We start from the raw sequence: 25237 nt of genomic DNA on the forward strand, positions 1-25237 counted from the left end.
TCCTGTTGCTTAATTGTTCTTGATAAGAAATTTTATCTCTTAATCCTTATGTAGCTTTAGGGCAATTTAGAAGCTGCTTTAACTGCTGACCAATCTTCTGGGGCGATTCTTTGATAAAAACCATCAGCATAAACTACACCAATAGTTCCATCTGCTGAGGGGTTGGGTTCATAAAAAGCGACAATTTCCATCCCATTTTCCAGATCAGTAAGATTTTTAGCGGATAAAAAAGAATTCACCAGGTAAGGTTCTAAAGTTTCTGGATGATAAAATACAGAATCATCATAGACAAATTCTTGCAATGCCAGCTTAACTGTCTCAAGGCTACTCATGTCTGGTAGTTTATTTTCATTTTGTTCAGCATAACTTTGCAAAGCACTACCTAAATTTTGCAGGTTAGATTCAGTCTGCGATTCAATTGCTGCTAAATTTGCTTGTTCACAGGCTGCCTTTGACTGCTGTTCAGCTTTTTCCAGCATGGCAATATCTGCCTTGAGATCAAAAGGTCGAACATTATTTAAACTACCAATGGTCTTTAAATTCAAAAGAGATAAGGCAATAGTAGTTTCTGAGGTGATTTTTTCGGCGGATTTTATGGTTGCGCAATCACCACCTGCCAACCCAGACACAGAACCCATTAGATTTTCAAACAGCGAGTTAATATTCAAAGGTTCGCCTGAACTTGCTAGACGATAAGCAACGACATATGTTTCGCTGTTAACTTTAACTGTTTTACCCTGAGTGTAGTAAAGATTGTTATAGAGATTAGCCCCAAAAAGGCTAGTCCAAGACTTCATCAAGTCTGCCATTTCATACTGACCGCTAATTGCTATTTGTCGCCAAGAGTCATCTAAATCTTTTAATTGCTTGGTTAGCGGTGCTTGTTTGCCAGAAATTAGCTCTTGAAAATCATTTGCCAGGCATTTTGAACTATAAGTAAGTATAGAAGTTACTATAGCTAAGGCTAGCGTTATTTTTCGCATAATTAGTCGTTTTAATACTATTTAGATATATTGAACTCAAGATAGCTTAGGTAATTTGCTTCGCCCACTGTGGTTTTACTCAGTAAAGCTTCAATACGATTGATTACTTTAAAATTGGGATTACTAATTTTTTTTAGAAAATGCAATTACACCTTGCCATAAGATAAAATAAACGACCTGATTAGCTGAATAATAAGGAAGACTTCATGGAAGACAAGCATATGTTAATGATTCCTGGGCCCACTCCAGTCCCAGCGCAAGTATTGATTTCTTTAGGCAAACATCCCATCGGACATCGTAGCGGTGATTTTAGTCAAATTATTGCCGAGATTAATCAAAACTTAAAATGGCTACATCAGACTAAAAACGAAGTACTTTCCCTTAACGTATCAGGTACGGGGGCAATGGAAGCGGGTATGATCAACTTCCTCAGCCCAGGCGATCGCGTTTTGGTTGGTGTTAACGGTAAATTTGGCGATCGCTGGGCAAAAATTTGTGAAGTGTTTGGTCTGAATACCGAACGGATTACTGCTGAATGGGGTAAGCCTCTAGATACCGAAGAAATTCGCGCTAAGTTAGAAGCTGATACCAATAAAGAGATAAAAGCAGTTGTGATTACTCACTCGGAAACTTCTGCTGGGGTACTCAACGACTTAGAAACGATTAACAAGTATGTAAAAGCCCATGGCGAAGCTTTAATTATTGTTGACGCTGTTACCAGTTTGGGTGCATATAATATTCCCATTGATGACTGGGGATTAGACGTAGTGGCATCTGGTTCGCAAAAAGGTTACATGATCCCCCCTGGCTTGGGTTTTATTTCCGTGAGTGATAAAGCTTGGCAGGCTTATGAAACCAGCAAGTTTCCTCGTTTCTATATGGACTTGGGTAAATACAAAAAAGCCAACGCTAAAAATAGCACTCCCTTTACTCCTCCCATCAACCTAATGTTTGGACTACAAACCGCGTTAGAAATGATGCAGCGAGAAGGTTTAGAAAACATCTTTGCCCGTCATCTGCGTTTAACCCAGGCCACCCGTGCAGCAGCTAAGGCAATGGGTCTAAAACTCCTAGCACCTGATGATGCAGCTAGTACTGCGGTTACTGCCATCATGAGCGATGATGCCGAAGCGATTAGATCCACTCTGCGTCAGAAATATGATATTGCCCTTGCAGGAGGACAAGATCACCTTAAAGGTAAGATTTTCCGCGTGGGTCATCTTGGCTTTGTCAGCGATCGCGATATCTTAACAGTCGTTTCTTGCCTAGAGGCAACTTTATCTGAACTTGGTCATGATTTTGAACCTAAGGCTGGAGTTAAGGCTGCTGCTGCTGCTCTTTAACCTCTAGAAGTTTTGAATCTGAGCTTGAATTAATTCTTAAGTCTCTCAACGGTGGGGGACTTTTTTCTTGCTCATGTTCAAATCCATTGATGTTGGATTATTTATTTAAGGTTGCGATCGCCTTTTTAAAAATCTTTGATTGGTATGAAGTGAGATTATTAGTGAAAATGGCTTTCACCCCTGGCAAAAGTTTGATTTATGGAAACATTAAACCCTTAATAAAAAGCTTAAAAATTTTAAATTGATAATTACCAATTCTTAATGCCAGCGTGAAATTCTAATTATCAAATCAACAGTCTGATAATCCTCTGACGTAGCAATTTGAGGCGATCTTTGACTAGATTTTCTATAAATAATCTTAGATTAAAAATTATTCGTAGCATTTAAGAATATGACTATCACCTGGACTACTTTTGCCATGCGCTTACTGATCGGATTTTTGTTAGCGGTAGGTATTGGGATTGAAAGACAGTGGCTTAAACGCAGAGCCGTTTTTAAAATAAACGTTTTAGTAGCTTTAGGTTCTGAAATATTTGTGATGCTCTCAATTATGACTCCTGGTGATTCTAGCCCCACCAGAGTGGCTGCCCAAATAGTATCTGGAGTTGGTTTTTTGGCTGGTGGGGTAATTTTGCGGGATGGATCGACTGTGAAAGGTACTAATACCGCAGCAACAATTTGGTGTGCAGCAGCAATAGGTGCTTTGGTTGGTTCTGGATTTTTAGTACCAGCATATGTATCTACATGTGCCGTAATTGGTGCTAATTTATTAACAAGACCATTGGAAAAAGCTTTTAGACATCAACAAGATGAAGATCCTCAATCTTTGTATCTAGACGAGCTGTTTAAAAATGAGCAACCGACTATAAACAGTGGGAATGAACTTGCACCATTGACAGATGTAGTTAGTTTAGCTGATGTTGATCGCTATGATTATCATTATTGTTGTGCTGTGTTGTGCTGTGCGGAAAATGAAACTAAAGTTTTGGAGTTAATTAACCAATTTGCCAGAATACACAATTTAACTCTAATGAGAATGCAAACCAAAAATGTTCTCAGTGAGAATCAACCTGGCAGACTAGATATCGAAATTAATGTTGATTTTGCTTCTAAAAACAGGTGGTTAGTGCAATCTAATCTTCAAGAAATTACCACACTGCTCAAAACTAAGGCTAAGGTAAATTCAGTTAGTTGGCAATTATTATCGCCCCAAAATTCCAAGGCGCAGGTTGATCTTAAAGCCTTAGCTTTCATAGCGAATTCTAATTTATCATGAGAGACAGATTTGACAGATCTTTAAATTTCGACGCAAAGCAAGTAAATTGCCAATTCTGCATCTTTTGTCCCCTATTTTCAAGATAGGTCAATTGAATACCCTAGCAGAATCAAATACTTCTCCATCTATGCCAATTCCCTGAATTTCTAAATACTCTGAGTCAACATCGATGGTGGCAAAACTCAATCTTGCTGCTGAATAAGCAGTCCAATCAGACGTTCCTACGGGACGAGTTTTTGCCCCAGCACCGCAGGTTAAATATGTTGTCCCGTCAATTGCCTCAGTACGCTCATAGTCGTGGTCGTGACCATTAACGTAGAGTTGCACACCATATTGAGCAAACAAAGGTGACAGTAACTCAATTAGCTCGGAACTACTGCCATGAGCGCCAGAAGAATAAAGAGGATGATGTCCGAAAACAATTTTCCAGGTAGCCTTTGAGGCAGCTAAATTTTGTTTTAACCACGGAATTTGCTGTGACCAGTCGGCATTGTCATTGGTATCGAGGGCAAAAAACTGTACAATACCTTTGGTAAAGGAGTAGTAACGACCCTGCATATTAAACGCTGAATAATTTACTTGGTCTACACCATTGTTAGTTCTGATATCATGATTGCCCAAAACAGCATAAAAAGGAACTTCTTGTTGGTGCAAAAAACGATAGGGTCTGCCAAATGTTGCCCCGACTCGTTCTATTTCTCCATCTTCATAGATATTATCTCCAGTCATTAAAACTAAAGCAAAGGGACGTTGCTGAAAATAAAAATTCATCTCTTGAGCGATCGCTAATTGTCCAATATCTCCCGTTCCCACATCTCCTAAAGCGACAAAACGAAATGAAGAGCTAGATATTTGATGGTCATTCTGAGACGTATTTCCCCAAACAGGGTAATGACTGCTTAAAGCTAATCCTAATCCTCCTAACCCTCCTAAGCGCAAGATATCACGACGTTTCAATTTTGTTGCTCCTCTTTTTCGTTTAAAATATTCGTCTATTTGCCTGGCTATTATTGCTGGCTACAAAATTAGGGGTATTTTTTCTCTTTGAGTACAGATCGCTCAATTATTTCGATTAGCTAACTCTTGCAAGCCGATGAAGCCCACAAAAAAAGTATAAATTCCGTAGCGTAAAGGATTCTGATTATGAGAGCGCGCCTTGGCAGCAGCAATCAATCCTTCTACACCATGAGCAAATAAGGCGACGATTGCCAGCCAAAAAAGAAAAGTTAAGTTAGGGGGTAAGGATTTTCCTTGTAAATATAAAGATAAATTCCAGCCTAATAGTCCTAAAGCACTTGTCATGCTTAAGATCGAGGCAATTTTGATTAATTTGGCTGCGGTGGGATTCATAAATTCAGTAATTTTGCTTGAAGATCCAGGATAATTATTATCTACAATTTAAGATAAGCTGCTAGTAACTTAAATACTATTAATAAATGCGCGATCGCTATACGGTAAATAGTAAACCAGCTATCATCAGACAAATATCTACTCTAATTGCTATTATTTCTGCTTTTGGGATGAATATTTGGGCGAACGTTAACCCTCCTAACGGATTAACTATTGGTGCTATATCCCAGAATATCTTCAAAAATGTGCTGATTATCCCCGCCAGCTATGCTTTTGCTATTTGGGGGCTAATTTATCTGGGTTTAATTTCTTTGGCAATCTATCAGGCTTTGCCAGCCCAGAGAAGCGATGGTTTATTGTATAAAATTGGCTATAAGTTAGCGATCGCCTCCATCGCTCAGATAATCTGGGTCATGTGCTTTTTATATCGACAATACAGCGCTTCCATGATTGCTATGCTCTGTATTCTGTTACCTCTGATTGGTGCTTACTGGAGTTTACCTTTCAAGACTCGCATTTCCCGCAAACAACAGTGGCTAATTAAGTTTCCAATTAGCATTTATTTAGCCTGGATCAGCGTGGCGACAATCATTAATGGAGCAATCTTACTGGCATCTTGGCAGTGGCAGGGCTGGGGTCTTAGCCCGATAGTATGGACAGTAATCATGCTCTTAATAGCAGGCTTAATCACTCACTTTGTGGTTCTTCCTCGCCTCGATTTTGTCTATGGGGGAGTGTTTATTTGGGCCGCTATTGCGATCGCCATTAAGAATTCTGATGTGATGCTAATTTCGGGTACAGCGATCGGCTTAAGTATTTCTTTGATTGTATTGCTTTTATCTTTTAGCTTTTATACTCCAGATCATCAAACTAATTAAAACGATGAATTAAACCTCGTCTAGACATAAAACCATAGTTTTTCAACAAGTTAAACAGGAGTTCATTACTACGCGGGTGTGGAACAGTTAACTTAAAAACTCCTGGTTTCAGACTGAATGCGGTTTAGTTGTTGATTTTGATTTTTCCTAAACAGAATATTTGTTCAGATTTAATCGTCAATTCTTCAAGTGTTACATCTGTTCCTAAATCAATTTCTAGCTGGCGCTCAAGCTTGCCACTATGTAAATCATTAGTAATATTTAACGATGATAAACAAAGAGTATGAGCATCGGTCAAATCTATACCTGTAGATAAAGCCAGTTCTTTACTCTCTCCCAAAGCATTTTGATAGCTACCTGCAAAGTTTAATTGGTTATTGGCGATCGCTACAGTTTGCCACGCAACCCTCAGTTTGTTCAATTTTTGGGAGTCTAGGTGATCTTGTGTGATCAAATCCCATAAGTCTGATAAACCACTTTGTAATAAAGTAGAATCAAGAGAAGCTTGTAAATTACCAGCATCTAAGCTTAATTGAAGCTCGACAAAAACTGCTTCTAAGAGTTTAAGAGGTTTGTGCTTAAGCACCTCTGGCAAATTAACAGCAATATTCGTACCCTTAAGCTGTACTCGACTTAAATGTAGCCCTTGGTAGACAACCCGATCACAACTCAGTGATACTTGGGGAATATATCCCTGAAGAATTTGCTTGCTTTTCCCCTCAATTTTGACCTGTAAATCTTCGATCCCTTCAACTTGCGATCGCAAATAAAGCTTAACCGCGCTGGACAATAATTTTCCGATCACCTTTTAACTTTTTATTTTCGCTGCCGATTCTAACACTTCTTGATTAAAGAATTAAAGATCTGGCTTGTAGATTGCTAATCGCGATCGCCTAAACTAACTGATTCTCTTTGTCATATAATTTATAGTTAATTTATAGTTTCGCTCGACATACGTTGATTAGCTAAAAAATTGGAAACGAGATATAGCTAAATTGGAAGGAGAAGCAATAGGATATTGTTAGTAACAACCTAGGCAATCTATTGATAGATTTGCCAAATACTAAAACAAAACTGTTTATACCAATTCTTAGAAGTGATAAGAAACTTAGTAGTTTTGTTGGGAGCTAACTTAATAAGTCAAAAACTATGTATATTAAGCCTTTAACCTTTTCCCATTCCAAACTATCTCTCTGGCTATTTTTGATAAATGGCATTACCTCTCACATACATGAGTCGGGTCGTCTGCTTTTTCCGCAAATTCTAACCCTCTAGCCAAACGCCAGGCAAAAATTGGCGGTAAACCAGCATCTAGAATCGCAGCGCAAGTTTTTTGATAGTCATACTCCACTTCTCGTAAACTGACTGCATCTATCTCAGTATCATAAACCACATAAGTAGCATTGGGACGACCATGACGGGGTTCGCCTACCGAACCGACATTGATAATTCGCTTCAGGGGAGTATTAAAACTAACAGTAGCTTGTTCATCTTGATTAGGCTGATTAACTTTAACCTGCAATTGTCCAGAATCTAAAGTGCGAACATAGGGAACATGAGTATGTCCACAAAACAGCACATCTGCATCACTTGATAGGACTCTTTCTAAGGCGACAAAGGCATCCATTTCGGGTAATAGATATTCGTGGTTGCTACTGGGACTACCATGTACGAAACAAAGATTATCTTCTTTATAAGTATGGGGTAGTTGTGCTAAATATTCCCTAACTTCGGGATTTACTTGCTTGTTTGTCCATTCGTGGGCGGTTTTGCCTCTTTTTTCTGCCAACAGAGAGGGATAACTACAGTCACAAGCGTTTAAGCCTTCCACAATATCTTCATCCCAACAGCCTTGTACGGTAGGAATATCTAAGGAACGGATTTGTTCCACTACCGCATTAGGATGAGGGCCATAACCGACTAAATCCCCCAGACAATAAATCTTTTCCGCCTTTTGCTGGTCAATATCTAGTAAAACTGCATCTAAAGCTGCATAATTTCCATGAATACAAGACATTACTGCTATTTTCATACTAATTCTACCTCTGGTTCAGTTGCTAAAGATTCTTTTACTTGTTGTTGGTAATAACTAATTGCTGATTCGGGAACACAGCAGTCTTTAACGGTTTGAGCAATTTCAGCTTGCTTTAAATTGTTACCCACAATTTCAAAACCACTCTTGCGAACTGGTTTACCATCAAGCCAACGGGGTAAATTTAAGGGTTTAAACTCTAATTCAGGTTGATTAGCCGTAAAATCGCCAAAATAAATTTGTCCATCTTCTAAGTCGAAGATTCCTTTTGCCCGAACCACTTCACCATAAGCACCTTGAGTCATTTCCAGCCAAAAGGTTGCTAAACTGTCAAAATCTAAAATTTCTCCTGTTAAAACTCCCCGATGAATCTGTAAAGATGTTGTCAACTTAGTAATTTGATTGCCCGAAACAACCTCATCCGCCCAAGTAGTAAATTCTGTGTTGTTGGCATCGGGAGAAATTATCGCTACTCGATGAGAGTTCAGACTTGTTAGTAAAGGTTCGATTCCCGACAAGTCTAAATACCAGGGGATTTCAATATAGGTTATGGTTTGATCTGATCCTGCCAATAAAGCGGCTTCTTCCCCTGTCTGGTAAATTTTGAGTTGAGGATATTCACTTTGCAGATATGTTGCATCGATGGGTATGAAATCGGTTTTGGGACTGAAATAGCCTATAGATTCATTAGTTTGGGCTATTTGTTGATGAATCCAGTGGGTTTTACCTGCACCTGAGGGACTGGCTACAGCAATAATCATAGATATTTTTTTGATAACGATAATCATTATACTTAAAAATCAAAAATTAGAAAACTTTATCAAAGAGCATTGAAATTTTCAATGCTCTTTGATAGTTCATTTGACTACCTAAAAGCAAGGCTGCTAATTGTGAGAAATTTTTATAAAAAGTCAAATCATTTTGATACTTGCATCAACAATACTGACTTTAGGAGCATCAGCAATCAAAGCACAGACATCTATTGGAGATCTACAGCAGAATTCAGGTCTAACAATCGCAGGTACAATTAGCAATGTTGTGGGCAATAAATTTATCGGATGGGTTTAGTTTGTGGTGCAATCATTTTTAATGCCTTGCGTAGCAATATTTTACGCTTATCGCTGTTACAATCTTACCTAAATTTATCTTAATAGATAGTTTTGCTCTACTTTACTTGTCCCTTAAATTATGGAACTATCTCCTACTAAAAAAGCTTTACTGGCATTAAAAAAAATGCAGAGCAAATTAGAAACTCTGGAAAATGCTAAACATGAGCCGATCGCTGTGGTGGGGATGGATTGTCGTTTTCCTGGTGCTAACAATCCAGAGGAATTTTGGCAGTTGCTACAAGAGGGGAAGGATGCCATTACAAGTGTTCCTGACGATCGTTGGAATGAGCAAGATTGCGATCTGGGAACAAATACCCTTGAAAAGATTGGCACTAGCTACGGCGGTTTTGTAGCTCACTTGAAAGAGTTCGATCCCAGTTTTTTTCGGATTGCACCAAAAGAAGCAGTTAGCATCGATCCGCAACAAAGATTATTGCTAGAGGTGAGTTGGTCAGCTTTAGAAAATGCTGCTATCTCCGCCGATCGGGTTCAGGGTAGTCAGACAGGGGTGTTTATTGGAATTGCGGCGGTGGACTATTGGCATCAGCTATTAAGCAGAAACAATGCAGAAATTGATGCTTATCTGACTACTGGTAATACTCATAGTTTGGCATCAGGAAGAATCTCCCACTTTTTTAATTTTACAGGCTCTAGTATTTCTTTGGATACGGCTTGTTCATCATCTTTAGTCGCAGTACATTTAGCGATTAAAAGTTTACGCGATCGCGAATGTAACATGGCATTGGCAGGGGGGGTTAACCGTCTGATTTCTCCCAAGATTAGTCTTAATTTTGCTCAAGCAAAAATGCTCTCTCCTGATGGCAAGTGTAAAACTTTTGATGAGAGTGCTAATGGTTTTGTTAGATCTGAAGGTTGCGGGATGGTAGTTTTAAAAAGATTGAGTGATGCGATCGCTGATCAAGATAATATTAGAGCTATCTTATTAGGTTCGGCAACCAATCAAGATGGACGCACTAGCAGCATTACTACCCCAAGTAGTTTGTCTCAACAAGCAGTAATCAAGCAGGCTTTAGTTAACAGTAAAGTTACAGCAAGTCAGGTTAGCTATCTAGAAACTCATGGTACAGGTACAGCTTTGGGTGATGCGATCGAACTTGAGGCTTTAACTCAGGTATTTCAAGACAATGAAGAATTAATCTTGGGTGCGGTTAAAACTAATATTGGTCATTTAGAAGCAGCAGCAGGAATAGTAAGCTTGATCAAAACCGTATTGGCGTTAGAAAATAAATCTATTCCCGCCAATTTACATCTCAAACAACCTAATAGCAATGTAGAGTGGCAAAAATTGCCGTTTAAACTACCTCAAAAAGCGATCGCTTGGCATCAAACAGGACAACCTCGTATTGCTGGGATAAGTTCTTTTGGCTTTAGTGGTACTAATGCTCATCTTGTTGTCAAAGAAGCTAAGGAGTTGGTGGACGATCTCAAAGAGACAGGAACGCGAAAAAAAGATTTATATTTATTTACTTTGTCTGCTAAAAGCAACAAGGCTTTACGTCAATTGGCAAGCAATTATCTTGAGTATATTCAATCTCATCCCCATCTTTTAATTGAAGATATTTGCTATACGGTTAATATAGGGCGATCGCATTTTAATCATCGTCTAGGGATGAGTGTGACTTCTATAATTGATTTGCAAAGTAAATTAGCTCAATATCTTACTCAAGAAACTACATCGCAGGTGTGGCAAGGCAAGCTTAATCTTAATCAAGATGCAAAACTTGCTTTAATAGTTAAACCAGAAAATCAAGAGTTAAAAGAGTTGATTGAATCTATAATTGATAGTCTTGTTGCTGTAGATATGGCGGATATTTATTGGGAGATTGGCGATCGTCAAACTATAAATAATCAGCAAAAAAAATATATTTTCTCGCCAACTAATGACCAACTAAATAATTGGCAAATATTGATTAATGGACTGGGTCAACTATATATTTTAGGCATAAAAATAAATTGGCAGGTGTTGAGCGATTTTAGCGGAGGCAAAAAAATTACCCTACCTAATTATCCCTTTCAAAGATCTATTTATTGGCTGGATTCAACAATGAGCAATGAACAATGAACAATGAACAATGAACAATGAACAATGAGCAATTGATTAACCATCCCCCCAAAAAAAAATTGACTATACAGGTATATAAACTCTAATTTTGGCGCGGGTTAAAGCAGTGTAGAGAATTTTTTGCAAATCGGGACAGCCTTGAAGATCTTCAGTATCTAGAAACACGTAATCGATACTTGAACCTTGAGCTTTATGTACCGTTAAACTGTAGGCATAGGTAACATCATCAAAAGTTCTCGATAGATCAAAATACTTATTCCACTGTTTCTTGGCAACATAATCTTTAATCATTTCGTCTCTCAATCTTTCCCCTGCTTCGGTCAATACAGACAAATTTACTTCAAACCCTGTATCAGTCTTGACAGGAACAGAGCGATATTGATAGGATACTTTGTCGAAAGATAGCTGTTGAATTGTAGGCTGTTCGATTACCGAACACTCTTCAGAATTATTAATCAAAACTCCCCATCTATTTTTTCCTTTTTGCCCTGGGCGAATCCGAAATAGGGGTTTTCTAGCAATTAGCCTGTCTCCTGGCACAAATATCGGCGCATCTTTGCCCCATAAACGCGATCGCACAAATCGATTTGCATCACCAGCAGTCTTGTTACGCCACACTAGCAGTCTGGTATAGTCAGGATTTAATTGGCAATCCTTAGCTTGGAAATACTCAGTAACTGTTTCTAACCATTCTTTTCTGGGTTGGCAAACAACTGTTCGATCTTCGCTGGTTTGAAAAGAATACATCCTGCGGGCATATAACTCATCACTGCGAATCTTCTCCGCTACTACGGCAATTTCTCCTTCATAGCGGATTATTTCGTCTAAAGTTGCTGTATCATCGATCGCTTCAGAAATAGCTACTATTGGCTGCTTTTCTTTCACTGGCGGAAGTTGTGCTTCATCGCCGACAAAAATTACCTTGGTATTAATGGTGGTTGCGATCGCACTAATGATCTCTTCAAAATTACTGCGATTAATCATGGAAAACTCGTCGATGATCATCACGTCGTAATCATCAAATTCTGCATCTCCAGGGGAAGTAAATTCTTCTTCTCCTGTCTCCTCATTGATTTCTGGCTGTTGACCCAAAAGTTGCGCTACGGTTTTAACGTCAATGTTAATCCCCACAGAAATACCTACCTGAATTAGGCTTTTAGCTGCTTTATTAGTGGGTGCAGCAATCACAAATTCAAAATTATGAGCATCTAGCCATTCGATCAAATGACAGATTAAAAAGCTTTTTCCTGTTCCTGCATAGCCGCTGAGGCGAAAGAAACGGTGATTACTACGTAGAAATGATTTTAATTTCTCTAGAGCTTGTTGTTGTGCTGCGGTTAACTTTTTGGCTATTTTTTTTGCAGTTTTGCCCATCGCTTACTCAATAGTTATTTCAATATGGTAAATCATGAAATATCTTTATAGCGATCTAGGGATTATTTTTAATCTCAACCAACGACAGTAATTACTGATTGCTTGGTTTTAATACTGTAACAGCATAATGCTCAGGAGATAGATAACGTTGAGCGATCGCCTGTAACTGTTCTGGTTGTAGCTGACTGATAATCTGAGGATATAGTGCCGAGTCTGCTGCGGTTGCCACAATGTTATAAAAGCCATATATGCTAGCTAGCTGACTGGGAGTTTCAGTAGAAAAAATATAGTCATTAATGAGCTGGCGTTTAGCACTGGCAATTTCTGCTGCGGGAATTAAATGATGGTGTAGCCGATTTAGGCGATCGCAAATCATCTGTTCTACTATTGCCAGATCCTCTGTTTCCAGCAACGCACCAACAGAAAACATACTAGAATCTTTCTGCAACGATAAACTACAGTCAATATCTATTACTATTTGTTTTTCTTCTCGTAGTTCCCTGACTAAGCCTGAACTACGTCCTCCTGTTAAAATCAGTGCAATTAAATCAAGAGCGATCGCTGATTGTAAAGACTCTGAACCAGGACAAATCCAAGCCATCAATAGCCGTGACTGTTCGATCCTGGGCAAATATAGCTCTTGACGACGAATACTAACTACAGGGGGTTCTACGGCGATCTTGGTTGGAGGACATTCGGAACGGGCGCTAAACTGGCTGAAGTGATCATTTACTAATGCTAAAGCTTGTGACTGCTCAATACCCCCCACAATCACGATGGACATGTTTTCTGGTTGATAATGGGTGCGATGAAAACACCGCATTTGATTGGGAGTATGCTCCAGCAATAATTCTTTTTCTCCCAGAATAGATCGTCGGTAAGGGTGATACTCATAGGCGTTCTGACACAGTGCCTGATAACCAATAAAATCGGGATCGTCATGACTAGAATGAATTTCTTCAATCACAACTTCCCGTTCACGGATAAACTCGTCGTCAGGAATATTCGCTCGCAGCAAGATATCTGCTAGACAGGGTAAAGTATCTTCAAAGTGGGTTGCTGCGGTAGTCAGATAAAAGTGGGCATAATCATAGCTGGTAGCTGCATTAGCTATTCCTCCTGTACTCTCAATCAGCCAGTCAAACTCCCCTACCATCACGTTGGGAGAACCTTTGAAAATCATGTGTTCTAAAAAATGCGCCATTCCCGACCAAGCTTCTGGTTCAGCGATCGCTCCTGCTTTAACCCAGATATCTGCAACCACCACAGGAGTTGCTGGCAAATAATGATGAATGATGGTCAGCCCATTGCTCAACTCAAAGGTATTAGCATTAAACTCAACTTGCTTAGGGGATGGAGATAATTTTTGCACTTTTTAGCTATATTCTCAATAATACAACTAAATCATAACCCCTAGCAGAATGTCTTTTTGGTTACATTTTTGACAGAAGCACAAATAAGTTAGTCTAAACTTTTACTTATATTTCCTAGTGAAGAGGTAGCCTACCGCCACGCCGTTTTACCTTAGTTTATGACCTGGCATTCCAGGGTGGGAATTGGCTGTCTCTGTTTCCATTTCCGAGTCAAAGCTCGGTATACTTCCACAAAAACTTTTGCTACTCCCTCATAAATCAAGCATAGATCAATAAACTTGTTAGGTAGTCACCAACGCGGTAGTAGTACTCTTATCTATAATAGTAAGTTTTTCAAATTTAGCAAGAGGCAGTTTCAGTGAGCAATGAGCAATGAGCAGTGAGCAGTGAGCAATGAACAGTAAAGTAATAGGATGAGAAGAATGATTGTTATATCCGTCTGGTAAATATAGTGGATTTAAAGCATGTAATTATTGCTTATAAAGCAGGACATAAGATTAGTAAGCAGTGGGCAGAGAAATGCGCTAGGGAATTAGAGGCTCGTCAATGTCAGGTCATGATTGGACCTAGTGGCATTAAAGATAATCCTTATCCAGTATTCTTGGCTTCTTCAACTGTCAAAATCGATTTAGCAGTTGTTCTGGGGGGAGATGGGACAATCTTAGCTGCTGCTAGACAATTAGCTCCTGAAGGAATACCGATCCTAGCGGTGAATGTAGGCGGACATTTAGGATTTTTGACTGAACCCTTTGAATTGTTTCAGGATACAGAGGCAACTTGGAATCGTCTCCAGTCAGACCATTATGCAGTGCAAAAACGGATGATGCTGCAAGCCCAAATATACGAAGGAGAGAGAAATAGCCTCAAGCCAGTCAGCGAAACATTTTATTGCTTAAATGAAATGTGTATCAAACCCGCCAGCATTGATCGTATGCCCACCTCAGTTTTAGAATTGGAGGCAGATGGACAGGTTGTCGATCAATATAGTGGTGATGGCTTATTAGTTGCAACTCCCACGGGTTCTACTGGCTATACCGTGTCTGCCAATGGCCCGATCTTGCATCCTGGGATGTGGGCGATCGCTGTCACCCCAATTTGTCCTTTAAGTCTCTCTGGTCGTCCTTTGGTGTTACCTCCTGGCACAATTGTCAGTGTCTTTCCCATCCGAGATTATGAAGTAAATACTAAGCTTTGGACTGATGGAACATTAGGTGCAACAATTTGGCCTGGTCAAAGGGTCATGATCAAAATGGCTAATGCTCAGGCTCACTTTATTATCTTGCGCGAGAGTTATTCTTTTTATGAAACTCTGCGAGAAAAGCTACAGTGGGCAGGAACGATAGTTCATTATGGAACTAAAGAGCAAACTGTTCTGGAATGATCTGCTCCCACTGATGAAGATTAAAATTCCCAGAGACTGCATAATACTTAGGATAATCAGCCTATAAATGTAAGAAATTGTAATTGCGATCTACCTTCACGAATTAAAATGGCTATCAATGTGGCATAAAAAACTTTTTCTAATTGTCTTAGCTATAGCTGTCACTGGATTTATTTTGGTGACTAATACTTTTCCTGGACTAACCCAAGCCAAATATGGGCCAAGAGCGATTGAAGATCTGCCAATTCGCAGCAATCCAACTGTTCTCCAAGCTCCTGTCGTTATCGATGGCAGGGAGCTATTTTCGGTTGGTAAAATTGGCAATACGTCCGCAGGAGAAAGAGTCTCACTGATTCGAGATGAACTACTCAAAGCTATCCGAAATGACGTTGTTCCTCAAGTAACAATTGAACAGCGCGAAGGGCTATCTGTAGTGTATTTGGTTTATCCTCAATCACCCTCTGGTTTGGCAAAGAATTCTAATTCTAACCCAATTGAAGAAAGACGCTATCTATTTACCGTAACCCAAGAAGATACCATCGGTAGAAAGTCTATTCGTGAAACTGCTGAAGATTTGAAAACACAAATAGAGCAGGCAATGGCGATCGCTAAAAAAGAAAGAAGTCCCGCCTATCTTAAACGTCAGGGCATAATTAGCGCAGCACTATTATTATTTGGTTTACTCGCCAGCAGACTTTTAACTCAGCTACAGACTTACCCCTTAAGAAGAGCAATTCAAAGAATTATTCCAGGATTACCCAGCAACGCTAGTTCTCAACCATCTAATTTAACCACTCTGTTTCGTCTTAAATTAGGTTTAGCTCAATTTATACTTTGGACGACGATCACTCTAGTTATTTTTCGTCTGTTGCCTGCTACTCGGCACTGGCTGTATTATTTATATAACTTAATCGCTAGTTCTTTCGCCATATCTATTTTTAACTTAGGCGGAAAAGACTTTTCGATTATCCGCTTGCTCATTTTAATTGGTTTAGTTGTGGGAGCAATTTTTCTCAGTAACTATATTGCCAATTTGTTGCGCACTAACGTACTAGAAGCAACCAGAATGACCAGAGGTTCACAGGAAATTATTTCCATTATTACTAAATATGGTTTGATTGCTTTTAGCACCGTAATTCTACTTCAGGCTAACGGTATCGATCTCAGTTCCTTAGCTTTAATTGGTAGTGCGCTGGGTGTGGGTATTGGTTTTGGGTTTCAAGACATCGCCCGCAATTTTGCTAGCGGGATTGTTTTGTTGTTTGAGCGTTCAATCCAGGTAGGAGACTTTATTCAGATTGGACAACATTTGGGAGTAGTAGAAGAAGTCAGAACTCGTAGTATTATCCTCAAAACTCTAGACCGTATTTCGATTATTGTTCCCAACTCTCGTTTGCTGAGTGATGAAGTAATCAACTGGAATCACCGTCACAGCGTTGTTCGCCTCCATCTCCCGATTGGTGTAGCATATGGTTCGGATGTCAAAAAAGTTAAATCGGCTCTGTTGCAGGCGGCATCCGAACATCTTGAAGTGCTTCGCAATCCTGCTCCACAAGTATTTTTTACAGGTTTTGGCGAAAGTTCGCTTGATTTTGAACTGCTGATTTGGACATCCGATCCTAGTCGTCAAGCACCATTAATGAGCGATTTATGTTTTCGCATTGAAGAAATTTTCCAAGCACAGCAAATTGATATTCCCTTTCCGCAACGAGATATTAACCTCAAGATGGAAGATATGCCAATCAAGCTACCACCAAAATTAGAAGGACATTTACTTTATCTTTTACAAGGATTAATTGCTCAACAATATAATGGTAAAGCTAATCAAGATAGCAGTAACACCACCCCAACTTCTAAAAGTTAACCAATCGATAATCGATAGGGTTAGTCCGTTACAAGTCCTTTAAGAGACAAAATGATCCCAATCAAACCCGATAAAAATACTAACCCCATTAATCCAGCGATAGGATTACCATCGATACCTGTAACCCACACAGGAACTCGGTTAGTATATTCAATCAATTGACCAACATTAACGATATAGTAACCCCAGACTAATCCTGCATGAAGACCAATGGCAATACCCAGATAATCCCCATATTTATCTTTAGCCAATACTAAAGCAATACCTAATAAAACTAACGCAGGAAAAGTAATCGCAGTCCGCATAATCTCTTCAACTGGCTTGAGAAAATGAGCTAGGGCATAGGCGATCGCTGTTATCCAAATACAGGTTTTTTGACGATAGTTTCGCTGCAATTCATCCAGCAACCAACCCCGAAATAATAATTCTTCGGCTAAAGCAATACCGATAGCACTTAACAAGCCTTCAATGATAATTCTGATTAAACTAGCGGATGGATGAATTACTTCGATCCAACCTAAAAGCGCTTCAGTGATAAATAATCCCAGACATAGCCAAAAACCGATCGCTAAACCTTGAAGAAATTCTTGGAGATTTTTCCTATTTCTGACTAAACCGTAGCGACGATAAATATAGCGATCGCCATAAACAAATCTTCCCCAAATTTGCCAGAGAAAGAGTAATTCGACAAACAGCAGTGCCATCGTCAAAATAGTGGCAAGGTTGCTATCTGCGCGCAATAGCCAGTAAATTGGTAATGCTACAGGTAGCCATAAAATTGACAAAGCACCAAAGAAAATCATTAATCTCAATGGTGCTGAAAATTCTGCTATTTTTTTAAACCGTGAAGTACTTAGCAACTGACTATTAGTTTAGTAATTAATCAGCCTCACCATAACATCACTCAAGCTAAATTATTCATCTGGCTCAATTGTACTGGTTAAACCATTGTTACAGAGGGTTTCTGCATAAAATTCCGCATGTTCTAAAGCGCAGGTAATTACCAAACCTACTCCACTATTATGAGTCTCCATCATAATATTAACTGCTTGAGGTTGAGTCATACCAGCAATAGTCTGCATTAAAACCTGAACTACGTACTCCATAGGGTTGAAGTCATCGTTATGGAGCAAAACTTTATAGCGAGGTGCATGTTTACGGACAGTTGAAGTTGAGCTTTTATCGATTACAGAAGTTCCCAATGACACAATAATATTCTCCTTTAAAATTTCTTATTTTTGTTTAATCCTCCCCGATGTAGTTGTTCAGGGATATTTATTTTTGCCTTTAAAAGCTTCAAGCTTTAAGGTTCAAGCCCTAAGCTTCTTCTAAATTGAGCTTAGGGCTTCACTCATTCACAGTCTGCATTAGCTAATGCCCTAAATAATGAATTTAAAGATTGAAACACGTATATATATTAACTGAACCTATGAGTTGATTTCCACTCTCATTTGCCTCGTTGTGACTTACGCAACAGCAATGATTAAAATTACTCATCAGTAAAATATCTTTAACTAAAGCAAACCACATCACAAAGAAGTTAACATAAATTCATAGTGACCATACTCTAAATTATTAATGTCCACATTTTCTCCTCCGATCACAAAATCTGTTCCTGGCACGTACTGGCAGTGGCGCGGTAATTCAATTTATTATGTCTGTGTTGGAGAAGCTCAGTCTAACTTGCCTCCTTTGCTTTTGGTGCATGGTTTTGGGGCATCTACCGATCACTGGCGTAAAAATATTGTGCAGCTACAGTCGCAATTTCAGGTATGGGGGATCGATCTTTTAGGTTTTGGCAGATCGGCTAAACCCAAACAAGAATACAGTGGCAACCTCTGGCGAGAACAGTTACACGACTTTATCACTGAGGTAATTGGCAAGCCTACAGTATTAGTAGGAAATTCTCTGGGCGGTTATGCTTCTCTTTGTGTAGCAGCAGAATATCCCCAATCTACAGCAGGATTAATTTTGCTGAATAGTGCAGGACCTTTTTCCGACAATCAAGAAAATTCTCAGTCTCAGTCTCGTTCTAATCCTTGGGGTCAACTAATACGCTCAATTTTATTACAGCCCTGGGCAAGTTTATTACTGTTTCAATATGTACGCCGTCGCTCTATAATTCGTAAGACCCTAAACAAGGTTTATTTTGATCCCAGTGCCGTTACCGAACAATTGATCGAAGATATCTATCGTCCTTCTTGCGATCGCGGTGCAGCGGATGTATTTAATGCCGTGTTTAAAACTCCTCAAGGGGAGAAGGTCGATGTCTTGCTAGGCAAAATGCAATGCCCTCTACTCCTTCTGTGGGGCGAACAAGACCCCTGGATTAAAGCAAGGGACAAGGGAGTACAATTCCGTCAGTACTATCCGCAATTAACCGAACATTATCTGCAAGCGGGTCATTGTCCTCATGATGAAGTTCCAGAACAGGTAAACGATCTAATTGCAAACTGGGTTTTAACCATTGATCGGTTACAATCTTAATTGCTGTCTTCTTAATAATTTGTTACAAGGTAAGAGTAACTCTATCTATAGCTCTATGTTTGGTGGATTTGTTGGATTTGGTAATAAAAAAGGCGGGGATTGGGGCGAAAACCTAATAAATACTGTCGCAAGCAACACAATCCGTCACTTATTTACCCGTAGTGATGCGGTAGAAGTCTCGGTGAAGTGCAATCCTTCTAGCAAACTACTTCAGGGAACGATTGATAGCTTCAAAATGAGTGGTCGCGGATTAGTGATCCGCAAACAGTTCCGCACTGAAGAAATGTCTTTTGAAACAGATGCAGTGGCAATTGATTTTGGTTCGGCAGTTCAAGGAAAGATTGCTCTTAAGCAACCGACTCAGGCGATCGCTCAAGTAAAGTTGTCTCAAGATGATATTAACAAGTCTTTTGAAGCGGATCTAGTGAGAAAGCGTTTAGAAAATCTGACCCCTGATGCCTTAACTGAAATATCAGGTGGAGTACCAATTTCTTTTACTGATGTGGAGGTTCAGCTATTGCCTGATAACAGAGTTAAATTGTCCGCTAAAGCTAGTTGGGAAGATACCATTGTTCCCGTCAGTCTTAAGTGTATATTGAGTATTGGCAAGCGTCGCAAAGTTAAGTTTGAGGAGGTTCAATTTGCTCAGGACAACATACCTCCAGAATTACAAAGCATCTCAAAAGATTTAACCTTAGCCTTAGGGGAAATTTTGAACGACATGGTAGATCTTGACAAGTTTAATCTTGATGGAGTTAAGTTACGCCTCAATCGTTTGCAAACCGAAGGACAAATGCTGTTATTTAGCGGTTATGCCCAAATTGAGAGAGTACCCCAAACAGGCTAGTCTCGCTAAAAAAATAATGTGGCTTATAGCTTTTTGTAAATGGTGACCTGAACTATTCCTGTGGTAGCTGAAGAAAATTTCTTTCCTTAGATTTGAAAACCATGTTTTTGGTAGAAACCTACGGCGCTTAAGCGTGCATTGAGAGTAAGAGCGATCACGCCTGATTGTTTTGCCTGCTCAATTAAAGCTGTTCTGGTTGTTCTGGTCGCTTTTTATTTCTCTACACTTTAAAACCGCTAACCCAAAGAAAGATAAACTTGAAATTAGAGCCAATTGTTATTCTGCTACGATGTAAGCTGTCCTCTAGGTCGGCGATCATCTATATGAATAAGGATTATCCTGTACTTTTTCAATCTTAATTTATTTACAGAATGATTCTCATCAGATTATCTAAAAATATTTTTCAATTCTCACAGGTGTCGTGGAGACAAATAGCTATTTGCTTGTTAATCCTGGTAGCCAGTTTTTCTATCTGGACTTCTCCTGTATCAGCAACGATTAACGATGATCGCTATGAAGGTAATATTTATGTTCTCTTTGGTGGCAATGGCTCTTTAGTCCCTCCACGCATGGATTTAGCCACTTCTTTAAAGCGAGAGAAACCCGCAATTTTAGTATTTTGTGTCGATGATAGTAGTGATTGTAAACAATTTTCTGGTTTAGTTACTCGTCTACAGGAATTTTATGGTCGTGCCGCTAGCATTATTCCTGTTAGCGTCGATTCTTTTATCGATCAAGATAAATACAGTCCTAACGAACCCGCTTACTATTACAGTGGGGTAGTACCTGAAACTGTAATTCTCGATCAAAAAGGTCAAGTGGTTTACGACGGCAAAGGACAAGTTCCCTATGAAGAAATGGACGATGTACTGCGAGAAGTTTTCAATCTGCTACCACGCTCAGAATCTGAGGTTCTCAAACGACGTTCGTTTAATGAGTTCAATTCTGGGATGACGCAAGAGTAAGCAGTAAAATAGATTATTATTTAGGCTATTGTTGGTCAGGTAAAACGCATCTTACCAAAGGTTCAAACTGGGAAACTAGTTCGCTCCGACATAAGCCCAAACTGGGTATTGATACTTTTCCGTAATCTTGACCGTGCTGTAGCGGAAACTCAAATTGATGATCGATAAAGACAAACTCTCCGCCAGCAGCCTTGACAATGACCCATGCCGCAGCTATGTCCCAAATTTTAGGAGTAGCTTCGACTCCTCCCATAGCTATTCCGGCGGCAACCAACAACAAGTTATAGCTGGCAACGCCGAGCATTCTTACCTTGCAGGGGAAAGGCTGTTTTAAAATAGCTTTACTACGGGCGCAAAGATTAAATAATTGTGTCCCGCTAGGATATTCCTCACTAGTATGGATTTGCTGATGATTTAGATATGCCCCAGTGTAGCCAGTTAGTCCAGAATCGCCATACCAAAAACCATGAAATGTCTGTTTAATCGGGGGAAGATAAACAAAACCAAAAACGGGTGTTCCTTGGTAAAGTAGCCCCAAGGAAATTGACCATAGAGGGAGTCCACGAGTAAAGTTAGTCGTACCGTCAATCGGATCGATAATCCAACACCAATCGCGAGTAGGAAAGACATGTACTGTTTCTTCGCTTAAAACACCATGTTCGGGAAAGGTAAGCGCGATCGCCTCGCGGATTTGCTCATCTGACCATCGATCCGCCTGGGTAACTAAGCTACCATCTTCTTTTTCGTTAGCCTGGATTTTGCCAAAATCTTTCATTAGGCGATCGCTAACTGTAGCAGTAGTCTGAACACAAAAGTCTAAAACGCGATCCCAAAATTCATTCATAGGTTATTGTCGAAGGTAAATACCTCGATTAATATGGCATAACTTGCCACTCCTCTCGGTCATTATTGATTATCGGCGATTTTGAATTGATCGAGTAGTTGATTAATTTGTGACTGACTCAAAGCGACTTTGATCTCCAATTTTTCAGTCTCATCCCGCAACAAGATAATTCCTTGACCATTTTTAATGGTGGCTGCTAGCTGAGGATTTACCAAGTTAATTTTTTGATAGACCGTTACAGGTAAACTAACACTAATTACTACCTGAGATTGAGATTGTGGGAAGACATAAAGTCTTTGCTTGGAAGTGTTTAAACTGAGTTTGCTAGGAGTAATATTGCGCTCATCTGCTCCCTGGTTGTTGCGCCAATAAAGAGTAATTCCCCTAACCTGTGGCGTCTCTAAAACAAGCTTATCATCAAACTTTTGCAGTTGCCAGTCTAGCTCTTCTAAATTACCGCTAGTGGGTATTAACCGCTGTTGCCAAGCTACTTCTTTGCCCGCTAACCCCGACCACCAGTTCGCGATCGCCTTGAGATTATCCCCATTGTCAGACTGGTTGCTATTTTGTTGCCAAATTAAATTATCAAAATTATTGCTCATATCTAAAACCCTTGATATATCAAGATAGGCAGAAGAATGTTCTAAAATAGTAAATCGTACTCAACACTTACTAAAAGTAATATTTTTAAAATATGTCAGTTTTAGCGGCAATTTCAGTCGTACTCCTATTAATCGTAGTTCATGAGTTTGGTCATTTTGCAGCCGCAAGATTACAGAAAATCAGAGTCAACCGCTTTTCGATTGGGTTTGGGCCCACTCTTTTAAAATATCAGGGTTCAGAAACCGAGTATGCTCTAAGAGCAATTCCTTTAGGGGGTTACGTTGGCTTTCCCGATGACGATCCCGATAGTACGATCCCTCCTGACGATCCTAATTTACTGCGCAATCGTCCCGTTTTAGATCGAGCGATCGTCATTAGTGCTGGAGTAATTGCTAACTTAATTTTTGCTTATTTTCTTCTAGTGGGTCAAGCTTTTAGCATTGGATTTCAAGATATTCACTATCGACCTGGAGTACTAGTTCCTCAACTACTAAATCAAGCAGAGTCTGCTGCCGCTCAAGCTGGAGTTCAGCCTGGTGACATTATTTTAAAAATAGATAACATCAATTTAGGAGATTCTGCTGATGCTTTAGAAAATTTACGTCGAGAGATTCAAAAGTCTCCTAATCAAATTTTAGAATTAACCATCAAGCGTGGTACTGACATTGTGAACCTTGATGTTAAACCTGATATTGGTCAGGATGGTAAAGGGAAAATCGGTGTAATGCTAGCGCCAAATGGAGATATCATCCGTCGTCGTGCAGCAAATATAGTTGAAGGTTTTACCGCAGGAGCAAACGAATTTCAACGGATTATCCAGTTAACAGTCCAGGGATTTTGGCAGCTAATCAGCAATTTTCAGGAAAATGCTCAACAGGTAGCTGGCCCTGTAGCCATTGTAGCGGTAGGTGCAGAACTTGCGCGTAATGACTTAGGTAACCTGTTTCAATTTGGCGCTTTAATTAGTATTAATCTGGCAATCATCAACATTTTGCCCTTACCTGCTTTAGATGGAGGTCAATTAGCATTTTTGACAGTGGAAGGAGTTACTGGCAAACCTCTACCCAGCAAGCTGCAAGATGGCATTATGCAGACTGGTTTAGTCTTGTTACTCAGCTTAGGCGTATTTATTATTGTGCGCGACACCATTAACTTGGCTTTTTTCCAGAATTTATTTCAATGAGTATGGCTGATGGTGAAATAGCTTCGTTGAAATTTAATAGTTTATAGCTATCCTCCTTCGAGGACGTAGTCAGCTTTTAGCTTTTAGCCCTTCGAGTTCGGCAGTTGCTCTTTGCACGGCGCGTTTTGGTTAAGAAGATTCTTACCCATTTGCGAAGCTTATCCTTTAGGAAAAGCCGCCTTTGGAAACTAACAAGACCCCTAAAGGACTCCTAAAGGATAAGCTTCGCGTCGCGCACTGCGTCACTCTTAGCTTTTTAAAAGCGTAGTTTATTCAATTGAAAGCTACTATAAATTAATGCCCAAGTCCAAGACTGCTAAAGTTACAGGGGCTAAAACTAAGACCCAAACTAAGACTAAAACAACCAGAAAAAGATCGCCGAGTAAAGCCCTTAAACAGCGATCGCTCGATATTTTTACCCTCTTAACCGAACTATATCCGAATGCCACCTGTAGCCTTGATTATAAGACTCCCATACAGCTTTTAGTGGCGACAATTCTTTCGGCTCAATGTACCGATGAACGGGTGAATAAAGTTACCCCTGCTTTGTTTGCCGAACTGCCTGATGCAGCTACTCTAGCGGGATGCGATCGCGATCGCCTTGAAACTTTGATTCGTTCCACTGGTTTTTATCGCAATAAGGCAAAAAACATTCAGGGTGCTTGTCAGATGATTATGGGTGATTTTGGCGGGGAAGTCCCCAGCGAAATGGAGCAGTTGTTAAAATTGCCAGGAGTAGCCCGTAAAACGGCTAATGTTGTCTCTGCTCATGGCTTTGGTAACATTCAAGGGGTCACGGTAGACACCCATGTCAAACGTCTGAGCAACCGCTGGCAGCTAACTAAATCAGATAACCCAATTGAGATCGAGCGGGATCTGATGGCATTATTACCTCAGTCAGAATGGGAAAATTACTCGATTCGTACCATTTACCATGGCAGAGCAGTCTGTAAAGCCCGTAAGCCTCAATGCGATGACTGTCAACTGCTTCAGCTTTGTCCATCGGCAAAGGAATACTTAGATTAATTATTTGAGATCATTTCTGATGATAGAGTTGAGCGGTACAAATAATAACCTTCCAGTTCTAAATGCTCTTACCCTAAGTCGTTATTGATACCAATGTCATTGTTGCTGGGTTGAGATCTAGACGTGGTAGTGCATTTCAATTGTTATCATTCATTGGTACAACGTGAGTTCGACAAAGTTAGAAAGTAGCAGAAGGTAGTGCCAATAATTCTTTCGGCTCTAGATCGAGAGAAGGT

General features: G+C 39.7%; 23 protein-coding genes and 1 other RNA gene. 11 read left to right on the forward strand and 13 right to left on the reverse strand.

Going from position 1 to position 25237, the window contains the following annotated elements; genetic code table 11:
* Positions 1 to 56 precede the first annotated feature (56 nt).
* Positions 57 to 983, reverse strand: a complete 927-nt coding sequence (locus tag C7B62_RS10090) for a hypothetical protein (protein WP_106235456.1) — start codon at positions 981 to 983, stop codon at positions 57 to 59.
* A gap of 206 nt (positions 984 to 1189) precedes the next feature.
* Between C7B62_RS10090 and C7B62_RS10095 the strand changes: the two genes are divergently transcribed.
* Together C7B62_RS10095 and C7B62_RS10100 are read left to right on the forward strand one after the other, a co-directional pair.
* Positions 1190 to 2326, forward strand: coding sequence for an alanine--glyoxylate aminotransferase family protein (locus tag C7B62_RS10095; RefSeq protein ID WP_106235458.1), 1137 nt, complete (start codon positions 1190 to 1192; stop codon positions 2324 to 2326).
* A gap of 391 nt (positions 2327 to 2717) precedes the next feature.
* On the forward strand, positions 2718 to 3602 hold the full coding sequence (locus C7B62_RS10100; RefSeq protein WP_233219898.1) for an MgtC/SapB family protein: 885 nt from the start codon (positions 2718 to 2720) through the stop codon (positions 3600 to 3602).
* Between the two features lie 87 nt (positions 3603 to 3689).
* On the opposite strand, the gene C7B62_RS10105 is transcribed toward C7B62_RS10100, so the two are convergent.
* Together C7B62_RS10105 and C7B62_RS10110 are read right to left on the reverse strand one after the other, a co-directional pair.
* Positions 3690 to 4559 (reverse strand): metallophosphoesterase, encoded by an 870-nt coding sequence (locus C7B62_RS10105; protein WP_106235460.1) that lies wholly within the window; start codon positions 4557 to 4559, stop codon positions 3690 to 3692.
* 102 nt (positions 4560 to 4661) lie between these two features.
* Positions 4662 to 4952: a DUF4499 domain-containing protein gene (locus C7B62_RS10110; RefSeq protein WP_106235462.1), complete on the reverse strand. Its 291-nt coding sequence runs from the start codon at positions 4950 to 4952 to the stop codon at positions 4662 to 4664.
* An 86-nt stretch (positions 4953 to 5038) separates the two neighbouring features.
* Here C7B62_RS10110 and C7B62_RS10115 point away from each other — a divergent pair, with 86 nt between their 5' ends.
* Positions 5039 to 5830 carry a tryptophan-rich sensory protein gene (locus C7B62_RS10115; protein WP_199194131.1) on the forward strand — a complete coding sequence of 264 codons (792 nt, stop codon included), beginning with the start codon at positions 5039 to 5041 and terminating at the stop codon, positions 5828 to 5830.
* Positions 5831 to 5954: 124 nt separating this feature from the next.
* Here C7B62_RS10115 and C7B62_RS10120 read toward each other — a convergent pair whose 3' ends face one another.
* The 3 genes from C7B62_RS10120 to C7B62_RS10130 all read right to left on the reverse strand — a co-directional run bounded on the left by C7B62_RS10120 (position 5955) and on the right by C7B62_RS10130 (position 8623).
* On the reverse strand, positions 5955 to 6635 hold the full coding sequence (locus C7B62_RS10120; protein ID WP_106235464.1) for a DUF2993 domain-containing protein: 681 nt from the start codon (positions 6633 to 6635) through the stop codon (positions 5955 to 5957).
* A gap of 411 nt (positions 6636 to 7046) precedes the next feature.
* Positions 7047 to 7862, reverse strand: coding sequence for a metallophosphoesterase (locus C7B62_RS10125; protein WP_106235466.1), 816 nt, complete (start codon positions 7860 to 7862; stop codon positions 7047 to 7049).
* Entirely contained in the window at positions 7859 to 8623 is a 765-nt protein-coding gene (locus C7B62_RS10130) for a GTPase, G3E family protein (RefSeq protein ID WP_106235468.1), read from the reverse strand. The genes C7B62_RS10125 and C7B62_RS10130 overlap by 4 nt, the downstream gene beginning before the upstream one ends.
* A gap of 427 nt (positions 8624 to 9050) precedes the next feature.
* On the opposite strand from C7B62_RS10130, the gene C7B62_RS10135 reads away from it, so the two are divergent.
* Positions 9051 to 11054 (forward strand): type I polyketide synthase, encoded by a 2004-nt coding sequence (locus C7B62_RS10135; RefSeq protein WP_106235470.1) that lies wholly within the window; start codon positions 9051 to 9053, stop codon positions 11052 to 11054.
* A gap of 63 nt (positions 11055 to 11117) precedes the next feature.
* Here C7B62_RS10135 and C7B62_RS10140 read toward each other — a convergent pair whose 3' ends face one another.
* The 3 genes from C7B62_RS10140 to ssrS form a co-directional block, all read right to left on the reverse strand.
* Entirely contained in the window at positions 11118 to 12428 is a 1311-nt protein-coding gene (locus tag C7B62_RS10140; RefSeq protein ID WP_106235472.1) for an ATP-dependent RecD-like DNA helicase, read from the reverse strand.
* A 91-nt stretch (positions 12429 to 12519) separates the two neighbouring features.
* Complete coding sequence (locus C7B62_RS10145; RefSeq protein WP_106235474.1) at positions 12520 to 13800, reverse strand: pitrilysin family protein; 1281 nt, start codon at positions 13798 to 13800, stop codon at positions 12520 to 12522.
* Positions 13801 to 13927: 127 nt separating this feature from the next.
* Positions 13928 to 14111, reverse strand: a non-coding RNA gene (ssrS, locus tag C7B62_RS10150) — 6S RNA.
* Positions 14112 to 14252: 141 nt separating this feature from the next.
* On the opposite strand from ssrS, the gene C7B62_RS10155 reads away from it, so the two are divergent.
* Together C7B62_RS10155 and C7B62_RS10160 are read left to right on the forward strand one after the other, a co-directional pair.
* Complete coding sequence (locus C7B62_RS10155; RefSeq protein ID WP_106235476.1) at positions 14253 to 15182, forward strand: NAD(+) kinase; 930 nt, start codon at positions 14253 to 14255, stop codon at positions 15180 to 15182.
* A gap of 118 nt (positions 15183 to 15300) precedes the next feature.
* Positions 15301 to 17046: a mechanosensitive ion channel family protein gene (locus C7B62_RS10160; RefSeq protein WP_106235478.1), complete on the forward strand. Its 1746-nt coding sequence runs from the start codon at positions 15301 to 15303 to the stop codon at positions 17044 to 17046.
* A 20-nt stretch (positions 17047 to 17066) separates the two neighbouring features.
* Here C7B62_RS10160 and C7B62_RS10165 read toward each other — a convergent pair whose 3' ends face one another.
* Both C7B62_RS10165 and clpS read right to left on the reverse strand, forming a co-directional pair.
* Positions 17067 to 17849, reverse strand: a complete 783-nt coding sequence (locus C7B62_RS10165; RefSeq protein ID WP_199194132.1) for a CPBP family intramembrane glutamic endopeptidase — start codon at positions 17847 to 17849, stop codon at positions 17067 to 17069.
* Between the two features lie 111 nt (positions 17850 to 17960).
* Positions 17961 to 18248: an ATP-dependent Clp protease adapter ClpS gene (clpS, locus tag C7B62_RS10170; RefSeq protein WP_106235502.1), complete on the reverse strand. Its 288-nt coding sequence runs from the start codon at positions 18246 to 18248 to the stop codon at positions 17961 to 17963.
* A 376-nt stretch (positions 18249 to 18624) separates the two neighbouring features.
* Between clpS and C7B62_RS10175 the strand changes: the two genes are divergently transcribed.
* The 3 genes from C7B62_RS10175 to C7B62_RS10185 all read left to right on the forward strand — a co-directional run bounded on the left by C7B62_RS10175 (position 18625) and on the right by C7B62_RS10185 (position 21345).
* Positions 18625 to 19533: an alpha/beta fold hydrolase gene (locus C7B62_RS10175; protein WP_106235480.1), complete on the forward strand. Its 909-nt coding sequence runs from the start codon at positions 18625 to 18627 to the stop codon at positions 19531 to 19533.
* Positions 19534 to 19588: 55 nt separating this feature from the next.
* Positions 19589 to 20380 (forward strand): DUF2993 domain-containing protein, encoded by a 792-nt coding sequence (locus C7B62_RS10180; protein ID WP_106235482.1) that lies wholly within the window; start codon positions 19589 to 19591, stop codon positions 20378 to 20380.
* Between the two features lie 371 nt (positions 20381 to 20751).
* Positions 20752 to 21345, forward strand: coding sequence for a thylakoid membrane photosystem I accumulation factor (locus C7B62_RS10185; protein WP_106235484.1), 594 nt, complete (start codon positions 20752 to 20754; stop codon positions 21343 to 21345).
* Between the two features lie 25 nt (positions 21346 to 21370).
* On the opposite strand, the gene C7B62_RS10190 is transcribed toward C7B62_RS10185, so the two are convergent.
* Together C7B62_RS10190 and C7B62_RS10195 are read right to left on the reverse strand one after the other, a co-directional pair.
* Positions 21371 to 22189 (reverse strand): inositol monophosphatase family protein, encoded by an 819-nt coding sequence (locus C7B62_RS10190; RefSeq protein ID WP_106235486.1) that lies wholly within the window; start codon positions 22187 to 22189, stop codon positions 21371 to 21373.
* Positions 22190 to 22251: 62 nt separating this feature from the next.
* Positions 22252 to 22791 (reverse strand): hypothetical protein, encoded by a 540-nt coding sequence (locus tag C7B62_RS10195; protein WP_106235488.1) that lies wholly within the window; start codon positions 22789 to 22791, stop codon positions 22252 to 22254.
* Positions 22792 to 22883: 92 nt separating this feature from the next.
* Between C7B62_RS10195 and rseP the strand changes: the two genes are divergently transcribed.
* On the forward strand, positions 22884 to 23975 hold the full coding sequence (gene rseP / locus C7B62_RS10200) for an RIP metalloprotease RseP (RefSeq protein ID WP_106235490.1): 1092 nt from the start codon (positions 22884 to 22886) through the stop codon (positions 23973 to 23975).
* A gap of 297 nt (positions 23976 to 24272) precedes the next feature.
* Positions 24273 to 25001, forward strand: a complete 729-nt coding sequence (nth, locus tag C7B62_RS10205) for an endonuclease III (RefSeq protein WP_106235492.1) — start codon at positions 24273 to 24275, stop codon at positions 24999 to 25001.
* The last annotated feature ends 236 nt before the right edge of the window (positions 25002 to 25237 follow it).

The sequence above is a fragment of the Pleurocapsa sp. CCALA 161 genome (assembly GCF_003003995.1).
Classification (GTDB): domain Bacteria; phylum Cyanobacteriota; class Cyanobacteriia; order Cyanobacteriales; family Xenococcaceae; genus Waterburya.

Bases quoted from the DNA above. Each gene is read 5' to 3' on its own strand.
- C7B62_RS10190 (WP_106235486.1), bottom strand. From the start codon at position 22,189: ATGAATGAATTTTGGGATCGCGTTTTAGACTTTTGTGTTCAGACTACT.
- C7B62_RS10095 (WP_106235458.1), top strand. From the start codon at position 1,190: ATGGAAGACAAGCATATGTTAATGATTCCTGGGCCCACTCCAGTCCCA.
- C7B62_RS10180 (WP_106235482.1), top strand. From the start codon at position 19,589: ATGTTTGGTGGATTTGTTGGATTTGGTAATAAAAAAGGCGGGGATTGG.
- C7B62_RS10130 (WP_106235468.1), bottom strand. From the start codon at position 8,623: ATGATTATTGCTGTAGCCAGTCCCTCAGGTGCAGGTAAAACCCACTGG.
- C7B62_RS10125 (WP_106235466.1), bottom strand. From the start codon at position 7,862: ATGAAAATAGCAGTAATGTCTTGTATTCATGGAAATTATGCAGCTTTA.
- C7B62_RS10090 (WP_106235456.1), bottom strand. From the start codon at position 983: ATGCGAAAAATAACGCTAGCCTTAGCTATAGTAACTTCTATACTTACT.
- rseP (WP_106235490.1), top strand. From the start codon at position 22,884: ATGTCAGTTTTAGCGGCAATTTCAGTCGTACTCCTATTAATCGTAGTT.
- C7B62_RS10195 (WP_106235488.1), bottom strand. From the start codon at position 22,791: ATGAGCAATAATTTTGATAATTTAATTTGGCAACAAAATAGCAACCAG.
- C7B62_RS10165 (WP_199194132.1), bottom strand. From the start codon at position 17,849: ATGATTTTCTTTGGTGCTTTGTCAATTTTATGGCTACCTGTAGCATTA.
- C7B62_RS10175 (WP_106235480.1), top strand. From the start codon at position 18,625: ATGTCCACATTTTCTCCTCCGATCACAAAATCTGTTCCTGGCACGTAC.
- C7B62_RS10115 (WP_199194131.1), top strand. From the start codon at position 5,039: ATGCGCGATCGCTATACGGTAAATAGTAAACCAGCTATCATCAGACAA.
- nth (WP_106235492.1), top strand. From the start codon at position 24,273: ATGCCCAAGTCCAAGACTGCTAAAGTTACAGGGGCTAAAACTAAGACC.
- C7B62_RS10110 (WP_106235462.1), bottom strand. From the start codon at position 4,952: ATGAATCCCACCGCAGCCAAATTAATCAAAATTGCCTCGATCTTAAGC.
- C7B62_RS10140 (WP_106235472.1), bottom strand. From the start codon at position 12,428: ATGGGCAAAACTGCAAAAAAAATAGCCAAAAAGTTAACCGCAGCACAA.
- C7B62_RS10160 (WP_106235478.1), top strand. From the start codon at position 15,301: ATGTGGCATAAAAAACTTTTTCTAATTGTCTTAGCTATAGCTGTCACT.
- C7B62_RS10185 (WP_106235484.1), top strand. From the start codon at position 20,752: ATGATTCTCATCAGATTATCTAAAAATATTTTTCAATTCTCACAGGTG.
- C7B62_RS10135 (WP_106235470.1), top strand. From the start codon at position 9,051: ATGGAACTATCTCCTACTAAAAAAGCTTTACTGGCATTAAAAAAAATG.
- C7B62_RS10100 (WP_233219898.1), top strand. From the start codon at position 2,718: ATGACTATCACCTGGACTACTTTTGCCATGCGCTTACTGATCGGATTT.